Annotated in this window: 12 protein-coding genes; 9 read left to right on the top strand and 3 right to left on the bottom strand. The window is 47.8% G+C overall.

Annotation, left to right across the window (positions count from 1 at the left end; translation table 11 throughout):
- Positions 1–133 precede the first annotated feature (133 nt).
- The 5 genes from M0R47_RS09305 (at position 134) to M0R47_RS09285 (ending at position 6,264) form a co-directional block, all read left to right on the top strand.
- Positions 134–1,345, top strand: a complete 1,212-nt coding sequence (locus M0R47_RS09305) for a TIGR03862 family flavoprotein (protein ID WP_292553655.1) — start codon at positions 134–136, stop codon at positions 1,343–1,345.
- 171 nt (positions 1,346–1,516) lie between these two features.
- Positions 1,517–2,359, top strand: a complete 843-nt coding sequence (locus M0R47_RS09300) for a PA4780 family RIO1-like protein kinase (protein ID WP_292553513.1) — start codon at positions 1,517–1,519, stop codon at positions 2,357–2,359.
- Between the two features lie 13 nt (positions 2,360–2,372).
- Complete coding sequence (locus M0R47_RS09295; protein WP_292553510.1) at positions 2,373–2,594, top strand: VF530 family protein; 222 nt, start codon at positions 2,373–2,375, stop codon at positions 2,592–2,594.
- Between the two features lie 689 nt (positions 2,595–3,283).
- Complete coding sequence (gene ppsA / locus M0R47_RS09290; RefSeq protein ID WP_292553507.1) at positions 3,284–5,710, top strand: phosphoenolpyruvate synthase; 2,427 nt, start codon at positions 3,284–3,286, stop codon at positions 5,708–5,710.
- 89 nt (positions 5,711–5,799) lie between these two features.
- Positions 5,800–6,264, top strand: a complete 465-nt coding sequence (locus tag M0R47_RS09285; RefSeq protein ID WP_292553505.1) for a hypothetical protein — start codon at positions 5,800–5,802, stop codon at positions 6,262–6,264.
- Here M0R47_RS09285 and M0R47_RS09280 read toward each other — a convergent pair.
- Positions 6,248–8,290: an HDOD domain-containing protein gene (locus M0R47_RS09280; protein ID WP_292553502.1), complete on the bottom strand. Its 2,043-nt coding sequence runs from the start codon at positions 8,288–8,290 to the stop codon at positions 6,248–6,250. The two genes, M0R47_RS09285 and M0R47_RS09280, sit on opposite strands and share 17 nt — an antisense overlap.
- A 241-nt stretch (positions 8,291–8,531) precedes the next feature.
- Here M0R47_RS09280 and M0R47_RS09275 point away from each other — a divergent pair, with 241 nt between their 5' ends.
- The 4 genes from M0R47_RS09275 to M0R47_RS09260 all read left to right on the top strand — a co-directional run bounded on the left by M0R47_RS09275 (position 8,532) and on the right by M0R47_RS09260 (position 12,105).
- Positions 8,532–9,464, top strand: coding sequence for a Gfo/Idh/MocA family oxidoreductase (locus M0R47_RS09275; RefSeq protein WP_292553500.1), 933 nt, complete (start codon positions 8,532–8,534; stop codon positions 9,462–9,464).
- Between the two features lie 52 nt (positions 9,465–9,516).
- Positions 9,517–10,614, top strand: coding sequence for a DegT/DnrJ/EryC1/StrS family aminotransferase (locus M0R47_RS09270; protein ID WP_292553498.1), 1,098 nt, complete (start codon positions 9,517–9,519; stop codon positions 10,612–10,614).
- Between the two features lie 54 nt (positions 10,615–10,668).
- Entirely contained in the window at positions 10,669–11,853 is a 1,185-nt protein-coding gene (lpxB, locus tag M0R47_RS09265) for a lipid-A-disaccharide synthase (RefSeq protein WP_292553652.1), read from the top strand.
- A 114-nt stretch (positions 11,854–11,967) separates the two neighbouring features.
- The gene (locus M0R47_RS09260; protein ID WP_292553495.1) at positions 11,968–12,105 is read left to right on the top strand and encodes a hypothetical protein; all 138 of its coding nucleotides are present in this window, start codon (positions 11,968–11,970) and stop codon (positions 12,103–12,105) included.
- A 48-nt stretch (positions 12,106–12,153) separates the two neighbouring features.
- Here the strand turns inward: M0R47_RS09260 and M0R47_RS09255 are convergent, their stop codons facing one another.
- Both M0R47_RS09255 and M0R47_RS09250 read right to left on the bottom strand, forming a co-directional pair.
- Positions 12,154–12,477 (bottom strand): rhodanese-like domain-containing protein, encoded by a 324-nt coding sequence (locus M0R47_RS09255; protein WP_292553492.1) that lies wholly within the window; start codon positions 12,475–12,477, stop codon positions 12,154–12,156.
- A 2-nt stretch (positions 12,478–12,479) separates the two neighbouring features.
- Positions 12,480–13,646, bottom strand: coding sequence for a pyridoxal phosphate-dependent aminotransferase (locus M0R47_RS09250; RefSeq protein ID WP_292553650.1), 1,167 nt, complete (start codon positions 13,644–13,646; stop codon positions 12,480–12,482).
- Between the last annotated feature and the right edge of the window lie 164 nt (positions 13,647–13,810).

The following is a 13,810-nucleotide window of genomic DNA, read 5'->3' as shown; positions in this document are numbered from 1 at the left end:
TTTCCAGATATGAATCAACATAATTGTAGAGAGCAAAACGATCAGTAATACATTGATAAGCTTAACAGAGCCCGCATGCGAGGCAGAAGTGCCGCAAGCGCAAGGCAACCAAGATAAGCGTAAAACTGTTGCGATTATCGGCGGCGGCCCGGCCGGATTAATGGCAGCTGAAGTTTTAAGTCAGGCGGGCGTGAAGGTTGACCTTTACGATGCCATGCCTTCGGTAGGACGAAAATTCCTGATGGCCGGAAAAGGGGGGATGAATATTACCCACTCCGAGCCATCCGGTAAGTTTTTGTCTCGCTACGGCTCTCGCCAAGCCTACATCAAGCCGATGTTGGATGCATTTGGGTCCGAGGCTTTACGCGCATGGTTGCAGGATTTAGGCGTTGAGACTTTCATCGGTTCCTCAGGAAAAGTATTTCCTGTCGGTATGAAGGCCGCGCCGTTGCTACGTGCATGGCTGCATCGATTGCGCGTAAACGGTGTCAGTTTTTTTATGCGCCATCAATGGCTGGGCTGGGTTGATGGCGAGAATGCCACGCTGCGCTTTTTAACGCCGGCGGGTGAGTCGACAGTTAAAGCCGATGCGGTGGTGCTGGCTTTGGGCGGCGGTAGCTGGGCGCGGCTTGGCTCGACAGGCGCATGGGTGCCGATGCTGGTTCAGCAAGGCGTTTCGGTTGAGCCGCTACAGCCTTCAAACTGCGGGTTTGAGGTAGGCTGGAGTGAGTTTTTTCGCAATCGTTTTGCCGGGCAGCCGTTAAAGTCGGTGCGGGCGTCTTTCAGCAATTCGGATGGGGTTGAATTTCGCCAGCTGGGCGAGTTGATCGTCACTGCGGATGGGGTTGAGGGCAGCTTGATTTATAAAACGTCGGCATTGTTGCGTGAGCAAATTGCGGCAACAGGGGCGGCAACGATTTATCTTGATCTTGCCCCGGGCAAGGATAAACAGTTTCTGGTCGACAGGATTTCGCAGCCGCGCGGCAAGCACTCCATGGCAAGCCATCTTCGAAAACGGATCGGCATCGATGGCTTAAAGGCCGGTTTGCTGAGGGAAGTTCTGTTGAAAGACGATTTTGACGATCCGATTCGTCTTTGCGCAGCTATCAAGGCGCTGCCGGTTAGGTTGGTGGCTGCAAGGCCGATTGATGAGGCAATCAGTTGTGCGGGAGGCGTCACTTTTGAGGCGCTGGACGAGCATTTAATGATCCGTGCCGTGCCAGGTGTGTTCTGCGCCGGTGAGATGCTGGATTGGGAAGCGCCGACCGGCGGCTATCTGTTAACCGCGTGCTTTGCCGGCGGCTATGTTGCAGGTAAGGGTGTGTTGGCTTGGTTGCGGGGCTGAATGTGAAAATTGCCCGCAAAGCTGCGCTAAGAGCAAATCGCCGGTCCTACCGACATGCACCTCATAAAATAAACTAAAATATGAACAAGAGAATTACCGGGTCGGTCTATGTCGAAGCAAAAGGCCGCAAATATTTTTTAACTTTTATCAAGATAGCGTATAAGGACGGCTATGAAAACTCCTAAAAGTATTGAACCGCTGGTACGGGACGGTCTCGTCGACGAAGTTATTCGTCCGTTAAAAAGTGGTAAAGAGGCTGCGGTTTATGTGGTGCTTTCCGAAGGTGAAGTACGTTGCGCAAAAGTCTACAAAGACGTCAACAAACGCGGCTTTCATAAGCAAGCCCAGTATCAGGAAGGACGCAAGGTGAGAAATAGCCGTCAAGCGCGCGCTATGGAAAAAAACAGCCGATTTGGCCGGCAGCAGCAGGAAGAGGTGTGGCAAAATGCTGAAGTAGATGCGTTATACCGTCTTGCCTCCGCCGGTGTGCGCGTTCCGCAGCCCTACAATTTCGTCGAAGGCGTGTTATTGATGGAGTTGGTGACTGATGAACATGGCAGCGCTGCGCCCAGGTTGAACGATCTTGAACTGAGCCGGGAGCAAGCCCTTGAATATCACGAGTTGCTGATCAAAGAAGTGGTCAGAATGCTCTGCGCCGGGATTGTGCATGGCGACCTTTCCGAATACAACATACTGATTGACGCCAACGGCCCGGTCATTATTGACTTGCCTCAGGCAGTTGACGCGGCGGCGAACAACAATGCCGCCAGAATGCTGGAGCGCGATGTCGATAATCTGGCTGACTACTTTGGCCGCTTTGCTCCTGAGCTGCTGACTACCCAGTATGGCAAAGAGATTTGGAAGCTCTATGAAACCGGTGAATTGACTCCGCAAGCCGTATTGACCGGCCGGTTTCAGGGTAGTACCAAACAGGCGGACGTTCGCAGCGTTATGCGGGAAATCAACGATGCCCGGGATGAAGCAATTCGTCGTCGTTATGAACATGAAGATTAATTTAGAGTAGCTCATGAGTGAGAAACAACCGCGAAACCCTCTGCACGGCGTTACCTTGGAAAGGATGCTTGAAGAGCTGGTGGCAGATTATGGCTGGCCCGAACTGGGCCGGATGGTCAACATCCGGTGTTTTAATAATGACCCGAGCATCAAGTCGAGTTTAAAGTTTTTAAGGAAAACGGAGTGGGCGAGAAAACAGGTTGAAGAGCTTTATCTCACCAAAAAACACTTCTGAATGTTATGTATAGCGTTTTTATTTAATGGATTAATAAAACGGATACTTCGATAGGTTGATAAAGTAACTCAACCAAAACCAGGGGATCTCCCCCGTCTTAACCTAAAGTTCGAAAGTATTATTTTTAATAAAGTAATAACCGCCGAATTTTAGAGCCATGCTCTTGTGGTGTTTTTCACTAAAGAGCTATGGCAAAGCTGTTTATTACCCCGCCAGAGCAACTTTTAATTAATCGTTTTCTATTTTTATCTACCCTACCTATTGGGCTAAAAAAAGGGAGCCTAATAGAGAATTAAACTCCCCTTACCGAAAGTGAAGGTAAGTCAGAGCGCACGGCGATATGCTAGCAATGCGCAGAAAGAATGATAATGTGACATATTGTCACATATGATTTATAAGGTTTTTTATCGAAATAGGTCGCGTGGGGTGGCGTTTGCTACAGGTGTGGTTCAATGACGCTCTTAGTCCTGAAAATATATAAAAGCACACTGGACACTGGAATTTAAGGGCATTCAAAGCTAGACTCAAGCAAAGAAAGATGAGTTAGTGCGCATATTGATATGCTACTGTCGGCAATGCAAAATGATTGGGTATGGCTTGTTTTAAGCGGTTGAACTAATCGATGAAAACCACCATTTTGCCAGTCGCCCAGACCCTGAATAAGTGAGTAATTCGATTAAGGAACTATGATGCCCAAGCAAGCAAATTATATTCGATGGTTTAATGAATTAACGATTGACGACGTGCCTCTCGTAGGCGGCAAGAATGCTTCATTAGGTGAAATGTACCGGGAATTAACACCGCAAGGCATCCAGATTCCTAACGGTTTTGCGGTAACCGCCGAAGCCTACCGCTATGTATTGGATCAGGCGAATGCCTGGGAGAAGCTCCATCAGGCCTTGGACGACTTGAATCCGGATGATGTTGGCGATCTTGCCAGGCGAGCGCTTAAAGCGCGGGAAATAATCTATGCCGCACCTTTTCCTAAAGACCTTGAACAGCAAATTATCGAGGCTTTCGCGCAACTGAAAAAACAGTACGGCGATGATTTAAGCGTTGCGGTACGCAGTTCCGCCACTGCCGAAGATTTACCGACCGCCAGTTTTGCCGGACAACAAGACACCTACCTGAACATACGCGGCGACCAGGCCTTGCTGGATTCCTGCAAACGCTGTTTCGCCAGCCTGTTCACCGATCGCGCGATACATTACCGCATTGATCAAGGCTTCGATCATTTCAAGCTGGCTTTATCAATCGGTGTTATGAAAATGGTGCGCTCGGACCTGGAAGCCAGCGGCGTGATGTTTTCGCTGGATACCGAATCGGGCTTTAAAGATGTGGTGTTTATTACCGGCGCGTACGGGCTGGGCGAAAATGTCGTGCAAGGTGCGGTAGACCCGGACGAGTTTTATGTGCATAAACCCACTTTTGAGCAGGGGTATCGGGCGGTGTTAAGGCGCACCTTGGGCGCGAAGAAAATAAAAATGGTTTACAGCGAAGGACGCACACGTGAACCGACCCGTAATATTGTGACTTCCGATGAAGAACGTAACCGCTTTTGCATTAACGATGCGGATGTCCTGACCCTTGCCGACTATGCCATTAAAATTGAAAAATATTACAGCGCCAGGGCAGGGCAAGCCAGGCCGATGGATATCGAATGGGCGAAAGACGGTCTTGACGGCACGTTGTATATCGTTCAAGCGCGCCCGGAAACCGTAGTTTCCCAATTGCGCGGCATGGTTTATGAGCAATACAGCCTCAAACACAAAGCCGAACCGATCGTCATCGGACATGCAGTGGGCAGTAAGATTGCCGCCGGCAATGCGCGGATTATCGATAACGTCGGGCAGTTGAGCAATTTTAATCCCGGTGATGTGCTGGTGGCCGATATGACGACGCCAGATTGGGAACCGGTCATGAAAATAGCTTCGGCGATAGTCACTAACCGTGGCGGACGCACTTGTCATGCCGCAATTATCTCCCGCGAACTGGGCGTTCCGGCCGTAGTGGGCTGTGATAATGCCACTGCGCTGATTAAGCATAACAGTCCCGTGACCGTGTCATGCGCCGAAGGCGATGCCGGAAAAGTGTATGCAGGCATGCTCGAGTTCGATATTAAAAGCACCGATTTATCGAATATGCAGCGTCCGAAAACCAAAATCATGCTCAACATCGGCAATCCGGAACTGGCTTTTAAAACCAGCTTCCTGCCCAATGACGGCGTGGGTTTGGCCAGGATGGAATTTATCATTACCGAATACATCAAGGCGCATCCGATGGCGTTGATATACCCGGAGCGCGTGCAAGATGCCGGCGAACGGGAACAGCTAAGCCAGTTAACGCGCAATTACGCCAGTGGCGAAGATTACTTCATCCAGAAACTATCGGAAGGCGTAGCCACCATTGGCGCTGCGTTTTATCCCAAACCCGTCGTCGTACGGATGTCGGATTTTAAAACCAATGAATACGCCACCTTGCTGGGCGGGAAATGGTTTGAATTTGACGAAGCCAACCCGATGATCGGTTTCCGCGGCGCTTCGCGCTACATCCACCCGGCTTACGCGGAAGGTTTTGCGCTGGAATGCAAAGCCATGAAACGGGTGCGGGATGAAATGGGCTTAACCAATGTGGTGTTGATGATCCCTTTTTGCCGCCGCGTAGAGGAAGCCAGGCGCGTGCTGGACTACATGGCGCGGTTTGGTTTGAAACGCGGCGAGCAAGGACTGGAAATTTACGTCATGTGCGAAATTCCCAATAACGTTATTCAAATCGATGCTTTTTCCGAGCACTTCGACGGATTTTCAATCGGCTCCAATGACTTGACTCAGCTTACCTTGGGTGTGGACCGCGATTCGGCGATTGTTGCAGAAGATTTTGACGAGCGCGATCCCGGCGTTAAAGAGATGATTCGCTTGGCTGTTGATGGTGCGCGGCGTAACGGCAAGCATTCCGGGCTGTGCGGCCAGGCGCCGTCAGATTATCCCGAGATGGCGGAATTTCTGGTGGAAGTCGGCATCGATTCGATGAGTTTGAATCCGGATACCGTATTACAGACGACGCAACTGGTGCTGGAAACTGAGCGCCGGCTGGGGAGACAGTTTCCCACTGATTAAATAGTGTTTCTGTTGTAGCCGCCCAATTCTGGCTTAATATAAAATAGGTATCTATAGGTTATTATTTCTATATGCTAAGGAGCAAAATGATGAGAAATTACCGCTTGTTTGTATTGGGCTTTGTGACGGCTTCATTTATTTTGCTAACGGGTTTTGAAAAGTCCGGTGTTCATAATGTTCTTTCTCCGGCAGCAAAAAAGACTGTATCAAAGGAAGTAAAAAAAGTTCCGTCCAAAAGCAAGTTGAAAACAAAGAAAGCCGGGCATAATCAGAACGAAGTTTTAGTGCCGAGCGCCGAAAAAGAGACTGAAAATATCGAACTTCAAAAGCCGCTGGATCTTTCTCTGTCATTCGATGATTCTGTAAATGCTGGGTTGACGATTGAACAGAATAAGGCCGTTCAGAAAGAATCATTAAATGTATTTTCTTCTGAAAAGAAAAAAAAGCAGCGGCCTTTATATTTTGACGGTCAAATGTTGATGTCGCAAGAACCGGAAGTGGATAAGCAAAAATCGGTGGACGGCGCCGGAATCGTCATCAATCTGAAACGGTAGGTATTAAACAAACGGCATTGGGGCTATTTTCTTGCCTGATAACGTCAGTTCCCATGACAATCCTGTTCCTGCCTTCGTTTTTAGCACGATACATGGCTTGATCGGCCGCTTCGAGCATGTCGCTATAATCGTTGTAGTGGGGATTGTACATGGATATGCCAATGCTAACGGTTAACTGATGGCCGTGAAATCGCTTGCTCATCATCTTGCCGCGGCGTTCAATTTGCGATCTTATACGTTCGGCGTAACCGTAAGCGCCTTTTTCATCAGTGTTCCTAAGGACAAATAAAAACTCTTCTCCTCCATACCGGCCGATGCAATCTCCAGGCCGGGTCAGGCTGCGCAAGATATCAGCAACAATTTTTAAGGCATTATCTCCGGCTTGATGACCGCAGGTATCGTTAAGTTGCTTGAATTTATCTATATCGATAAAACCAATCGCGATATTTGCCAATTTGGATTTATTCTGGAAAATCTCAGTCAGAAAAGTGTTGATCATCCGCTTATTGAAGAGCTGCGTTAAGTGGTCGATTTGTGCGTGTTTTTTCTGCTGCTCATATTTTTTGGCATTAGAGATGGCGATTCCCAGTTCGTATGCAATAGGCATGATTTCGAGTAGTAACTGCGCGCCCATGGGTTTTTTTGAACGGGAATTATCGGCATAAAACACCCCCATCAGACGATTGTGATGCAACACAGGCGTAGCGAGAAATTCAGTAGTCTTTAAGCGTTTAATTATGGGGTTATCGCGCTCTATTTTGTCATTGATAATGACTGGCTCTTTTTCGCGCAGACAAGTTAGCAGCAAGCCGGAAATTTCGCTAATCTCGATTTCGAAGGATTGCAGCTTATCTGTTAATGTTGATTCAGGCCACCCGTATGTCGCAACCAGGCAGCGGCGCTTGGGGTCGATGGCGAACATAATGCTGCGATCAAAGGAAAATTCATCCTGTATTGCTTCCAGTGTTCGGGGTATGAACTCATCAGGGTTAAGGCTGTGATGAGGCAGAGTTAAACAGGATGATAGTTTTCTGTCGGGCTTATCAGACGCGGCAAAATGCCTGCCAGCGCCTATCTGGCTCAGGTTAATTGTCGCTTTGACTAGCGTGGCCCGTAGCGTAGTTAAACCGGGCAGTTCGATGTTATAGAATTCTTGAGTGGTTTTCATATCCTGATCTACCTGTTGCAGTAGAGCTTCAAGATTCAGTTGGTCAATATCGATAGTTTCAAGTACAGCGTGCTGTAATTTTGGATGGCTATCATAGTTAGCTGAGCCAATACCTTGTATCCAGGCAATGTAATTTGCGAACGAAACGATGGCAATTTCCGCTTTATATTTAGCGTATGAATCAGCAGGCTGATTGTGGTGTTGAGCGACGATTGCGATGATCGATGCCGGCAATTGCCATTCCAGACAAAACACATGTCCCATTTCGGCATGCGTTATCCCGAAAAAACGGCGTTCTTCTTCAAGAGTTGAATGTCCGCTTTTATCCATGGAACAAATAAAATCGCTGTAAGTCACCCGGCCATGGCTTTCTAGAACTAATTTGCCGATATCGTGTAAAAGTCCTCCCGTATAGATCAGGTCAGGGTCAGGATGGTCAAGTACAACGGCTATTCTTCTGCTTAATGACGCTACATAGAGGCAATGCTGCCAGAAAAATAGTAAGTCGAACGCCTGCCTTGAGTTTTGCTGAATCAGCTTGTTATAAAACAGCAGGTTTATCGCAAGCCGACGCACGGTAGAAAAGCCCAGAATGTTAACGGCGCGTTTGATTGAAGTTATTTTATTGGGCAAAGCGTATGCAGCAGAATTAACCTGCTTTAGAATTTTTATCGCCAGTACCGGTTCTGTTTCTATGATTAATGATAAGTGCTCAATTCTGGTGTTGTCGTCATTAGTAAGCTGTAATAGTTTGATAGCGGCAGAGGATATGAGATGAAGGTGTTTGATTTCACTCTTAAGAATTGAGTGTGCCGCTTTATTTATGAGTTCGGTGTTGTCCTTATTTTCATCTGTCATGATATTTTCTCCATAGAATAGTTTTTCTGTGTTTGAAACAAAGTCTAATGAATTTTCGTAGGGAATTGTGAGAATTGCCGGTCAATATTTTTAAAATATGTATTAAGCACAGTATCAAAGCTCAGCCGCCTCGACTGTCAGGTACAAAATTTTCTGAATACATAGGGATAGTTTACAATATTAATAAACTAAGTTCGCCAATAGAGCGGAGTTACACATAGACAGGATGTAAAATTATCACATGAAAAAATTAAAATGCGCTGTTATCGGCACGGGCTACTTGGGCAAATTTCACGCAGAAAAATATGCATCACTACCGGATTGCGAGTTAGTTGCCGTTGTCGATATTAATGAGACGGCGGCTAAAGAGGTTGCCGAAAAGCATGGCGCAGAGGCGCTGACAGACTATCAATCCCTGTTAGGTAAAGTCGATGCGGTCAGCATCGTTGTGCCGACGACCTTGCATCACAAAGTATCCAAGGATTTTTTGAATGCCGGTGCTCATGTGCTGGTTGAAAAACCGATTACCGTAACGGTTGCGGAAGCCGAGGAGTTGATCGCCATTGCCAAAGAAAAAAATCTGATTTTTCAGGTGGGGCATCTGGAACGCTTCAATCCGGCGATATTGGGTCTGGACAAGGAAGAAAAGCCGCTGTTCATTGAATCGCACCGGTTATCGCCGTTTAACCCGCGCGCCAATGATGTCAGCGTCGTGCTGGATTTAATGATCCATGACATCGATATAATCTTGGCCTTGGTCGATTCCGAAGTGGAACGGATCGACGCTAGCGGTACCGCGGTGTTAACGCAAGGCACCGATATTGCCAATGCCCGACTGCTGTTTAAAAACGGCTGCGTGGCTAACGTGACGGCTAGTCGGATCAGCATGAAGATGGAACGCAAAATGCGCATGTTCAGGCCATCTTCCTATGTCTCTGTCGATTTCCAGAATCGCGTGTTAACCAAGCATCGCACCGGTAAAAAAGAAATGTTCCCCGGTATTCCGGAAATAGAAACGGAAGAATCCGTTTTTGAAAGCGGCGATGCGCTGCTCGAAGAAATCAAGCATTTCATTAATTGCATTCATACCGGTGACAACCCGCTGGTTTCCGGTGAAGCAGGCAAAAGAGCATTGGAAACTGCAATAGCCATCACCCGATTACTGGGCGAATAGACGGCACCCCTTCACAGCACAAACAACTTATAAACACAAAGGCAACAAAAACATGATACCAATGGTAAACCTGAAAGCTCAATATGCTGAAATTAAAGATGAAATTGAGCGGGGGCTGACTGAAACAATCGAAAACTGTTCGTTTATATTAGGCCCTAATGTGCAAGCCTTTGAAAAAGAAGCAGCCGACTATCTGGGCGTTAAACATGCCATTGCAGTGGCTTCGGGAACCGATGCGCTGCATCTGGCTTTGATCGCCGAGGGCATTGGCGCCGGCGATGAGGTGATTACCACCGCGTTTACCTTTATTGCAACGGCGGAAGCGATTAAATATGTCGGTGCGATCCCCGTGTTCGTCGATATCGATCCCAAGACCTTTAATATTTCGCCGGAAGCGATAGTCAAAGCCATTACTCCAAAAACCAAAGCGGTCATGCCGGTGCATTTGTTCGGTCAACCAGCGGACATGACGGGGATTAAGCAACTGTGCGACCAACACAACCTGAAATTGATTGAAGATTGCTGCCAGTCGTTCGGCGCAACCATCAACGGCAAGCAAACCGGCGCTATCGGTCATGCGGCCGGGTTTAGCTTTTTCCCGAGCAAGAACCTGGGCGCGTTTGGCGACGGCGGCCTGGTCGTCACCAATTCTGACGACACTGCGAAACAACTTAAAATGCTGCACAATCATGGCTCAGATATTCGTTATTATCATGACGTGATTGGTTATAACAGCCGTCTTGATGAAATGCAGGCAGTCATCTTAAGAGCCAAATTAAAACGTATCGACCAATACAATGAAGGTCGCCGTCATGTCGGGCGTCTTTATTCGGAATTGATGGCCGATTTGCCGCTGACCACGCCGTTTGAAGACGGTCTGGGCGAGCATGTCTACCATCAGTACACCGTATTGTGTGACCGTCGCGATGAGGTTATGAAAGCCTTGCAGGAAAAGCAAATCGCCTGTGCCGTGTATTATCCCGTGCCTTTGCACCGGCAAAATGTATTTAAACAGGAATACGCCGCAGTCAGCTTGCCTGTAACGGAATCTGTTGCGGCCAACTGTTTTTCATTGCCGATTTGCCCATTCCTTTCGGATGATTCGGTCAGGGAGATCGTGTCGGTTATTCGGGGTGCTTTGACCGCATAAAATCATGTAGGGTACGTATTGCGTACCTTTTATAGCGTTGACCACGCCCTGGAAATGGTACGCGATGCGTACCCTACTTTGAGCTTTGAAACCTTGCAACATAAACCCTTAAAAATCCTATTCAGCGCCGGAGAATCGTCCGGCGACCAGCACGCCGCCAATATGTTCCTGGAGCTGCAAAAGCAGCAGCCGGACATTAAAGGTATCGGCATGGGCGGCGCCAAAATGGCCCAGGCCGGTATCGATATTCGCTATGATTCCGCCAATATCTCTGTTATCGGCGTGGTTGAAGTCATCAAGCATTACGCCGAAATCCGCCGTGCTCTGAAATTGATGCAACAGCTGGTGGCAAGCGAACGTCCCGACTTGCTGGTTTGCGTAGACTACAAGGAATTCAACTTCAAACTGGCGCGTTACGCCAAACAACAGGGCATTAAGGTGTTGTTTTACGTCAGTCCCCAAGTTTGGGCATGGCGTCCGGGAAGGGTTAAGGCTTACGGTAAAGTCATCGACATGATGGCGGTGATTTTCCCGTTCGAGACAGTTTATTACGATGCCGAACAGGTACCGGTACGCTACGTAGGTCATCCTTCGGTCGATAAAGTCCATGCCCAGCGCAGCAAGGATGAAGATTTGGCCCGCTTTGGGCTGGATGGCAGCAAACCGATAGTCGGTTTGCTGCCCGGCAGCCGCGCCAACGAGATCAAGCGCATGTTGCCGGTCATGCTGGCCGCCGTCGAAAAAGTGCAGGCTGTTTTGCCTGGGTGCCAGTTTATCTTGCCCCAAGCCGATTCGATCAGCGATGCTCTGCTTGAAAGTTATACCGGCCAGTCGCGGCTTAACATTACAGTCATAAAAAATCAGCCTTATGATGTCATTCAATGTTGTGATGCGGTGATGACCACTTCCGGCACCGCAACGCTGGAAATTGCCTTGCTGACTGTGCCGATGGTCATCGCCTACAAACTTTCACCGTTAACCTATTGGTTGGGCAGATGGCTGGTCAATACGCCTTTTATCGGCTTGCCGAATATTGTGTCAGGCAAAAGCGTTATCAAAGAACTGATCCAACATGATGCGACAGCTGAAAATCTGTCGGCAGAAATTACGCGAATCCTAACCGATAAAGCTTATGGCGATAAAATGCGCCAAAACCTGAATCAGGTCAAACAGCAGCTAGGGCAGGGGGGCGGTTCAAAAAACATGGCGCATCTGGCGTTGGAGATGCTGCTGAATTAGGTACAAAAAGCAAGCGATAAATAAGGCTTTTCTGGTAACCTTCAATGGTTGTATAAAGCGATCTACGATAAGTAGTTTAAATAACCGAATATAGAGCAGAGCGAGAGGTGAACTATGGATATTGGCACTGCATTTAAATTGCTGGGCTATATGTTTTGGCCGGTTTTACTGATGTTTTTATATTATTTATTTGATAGAAAAGGCTTTAAGAAACAGATGGATAAGTTTAAACAAGACCGTTTTTTTAAATAAGCCTCAAAACGCATCAGGCGACAAATACGCCTGATGCGTTGCCATTACCTAATATCGCGGCACAGAGCTATCGCAATCGCAAGACCAGGCATCAATTCCGCCTGTCAAATTTGTAATATTCTCAAATCCCGAATTAACCAGGTATATGCAGGCTTGTCGGCTACGAATGCCGTGATGGCAAATGACGACGATTTCTTGTTGCGGATTCAGTTCGCCCAGTCTTTGCGGAATTTGATTCAGCGGAATTAAAGTGCTGTTTTCTATGCGGGCGTACTGAAATTCATTGGGCTCCCTGACATCCAGCAAAAACAAATTCGGTTCATGTTGAATTCTGGTTTTTAATTCTGTCGCTGATATTTGTTTGATGGGCATGGTTATCCTTTATTAATAAATCGCTCTAAGCGTTGCATGGCAATCGCCATTCTATCTATGGAAGTCGTATAAGCAAAACGGACATAGTGATGAGCTTCATTTGTCCCGAAATCCTTGCCCGGCGTTATCGCAACCCCCTCTGCCTCCAATAAATCCAGGGCGAATTGATGGCTGTCATCGGTAAATTTGGAACAGTTGGCATAAATGTAAAATGCGCCATCCGGTTTGATCGGGATTTCAAAGCCCAGACGCAACAATGCGTCATAGAGGAAATTGCGTCTGGCTTCAAATTCTGAGCGCCTTTGCTCAAGCTCAGTTAGGGTGGATTCTTCAAATGCAGCTAATGCGGCATACTGAGAATGGGTTGCCGTGGCGATGAATATGTTTTGCGCCAGCTTTTCGGTAGCGTCGATAAATTCTTCAGGCACTATCAGCCAGCCGACGCGCCAGCCGGTCATGCCGAAATATTTGGAAAAGCTATTGATAACAAACACGTTATTGCTGAATTCAAGCGCGCTCGGAGCGTGTTTGCCATAAACCAGTCCATGATAAATTTCATCGGAATAAAAGCAGCCGCCTAACTCATTAACGGTGTGAATGGCTTGTTTTAAGTGCTCTGGCGCAATGATAGTACCGGTAGGATTGGAAGGCGATGCAATCAATACGCCTTTAGTGGCTTTAGTCCAATACTGTTTGATGCGAGCCGCTGTCAGCTGATAGCGGCTGGTGGCATCGACCGGAATGGTTCTGGCCTTACCGTCAAACAACTTAACGAAATTGCTGTTACAGGGATAACAGGGGTCAGCCATAAGCAGTTCTTCCGACGGATTAAGGCTGGCCCCAAGCGCTAATAAAAACGCCCCAGAGGCTCCCGGCGTTACGAAAATACGTTTTTTGTCTACCGCCACCGAATAACGCTTTTGATAAAACTCGGAAATTTTTTCCCGCAACTCCGGTAACCCGGCTGCCGGGGTATATTTTACGTCGCCGGCCTTAAGATGATTAACACCCGCATCAATAATGGTCTGCGGCGTAGCAAAATCAGGCTCGCCGATTTCCATGTGAATGATATCCTTGCCCTGAGCCTCCAGTTGTTTTGCGCGCCGCAGTAGCTCCATCACGTAAAAGGGAGAGATTCCCTGAGTCCGTTTTGCCAGTCGTTCGATCATAATATTGACAGTATTCACAAAAGAGTTGGATGATATCCAGGGCAATCGCGCTATATTTTCCTTTTCCCAAAGATCAGTTCGGCGCGATAACAATCACTCAAACAAGCACGCAGTTTTCGTTGGCGTAGGCTGTCTTTGCTGGGGCCGTTGTTATTCAACAAATT

This window comes from Methylobacter sp., assembly GCF_023227905.1.
Taxonomy (GTDB): domain Bacteria; phylum Pseudomonadota; class Gammaproteobacteria; order Methylococcales; family Methylomonadaceae; genus Methylobacter_A.
The sequence above is the reverse complement of the archived record's forward strand: the minus strand, read 5'-3'. Positions and strand labels throughout refer to the sequence as shown.

Bases quoted from the DNA above. Each gene is read 5' to 3' on its own strand.
- M0R47_RS09270 (WP_292553498.1), top strand. From the start codon at position 9,517: ATGATACCAATGGTAAACCTGAAAGCTCAATATGCTGAAATTAAAGAT.
- M0R47_RS09295 (WP_292553510.1), top strand. From the start codon at position 2,373: ATGAGTGAGAAACAACCGCGAAACCCTCTGCACGGCGTTACCTTGGAA.
- M0R47_RS09255 (WP_292553492.1), bottom strand. From the start codon at position 12,477: ATGCCCATCAAACAAATATCAGCGACAGAATTAAAAACCAGAATTCAA.
- M0R47_RS09285 (WP_292553505.1), top strand. From the start codon at position 5,800: ATGAGAAATTACCGCTTGTTTGTATTGGGCTTTGTGACGGCTTCATTT.
- M0R47_RS09275 (WP_292553500.1), top strand. From the start codon at position 8,532: ATGAAAAAATTAAAATGCGCTGTTATCGGCACGGGCTACTTGGGCAAA.
- ppsA (WP_292553507.1), top strand. From the start codon at position 3,284: ATGCCCAAGCAAGCAAATTATATTCGATGGTTTAATGAATTAACGATT.
- M0R47_RS09280 (WP_292553502.1), bottom strand. From the start codon at position 8,290: ATGACAGATGAAAATAAGGACAACACCGAACTCATAAATAAAGCGGCA.
- lpxB (WP_292553652.1), top strand. From the start codon at position 10,669: ATGGTACGCGATGCGTACCCTACTTTGAGCTTTGAAACCTTGCAACAT.
- M0R47_RS09300 (WP_292553513.1), top strand. From the start codon at position 1,517: ATGAAAACTCCTAAAAGTATTGAACCGCTGGTACGGGACGGTCTCGTC.
- M0R47_RS09260 (WP_292553495.1), top strand. From the start codon at position 11,968: ATGGATATTGGCACTGCATTTAAATTGCTGGGCTATATGTTTTGGCCG.
- M0R47_RS09250 (WP_292553650.1), bottom strand. From the start codon at position 13,646: ATGATCGAACGACTGGCAAAACGGACTCAGGGAATCTCTCCCTTTTAC.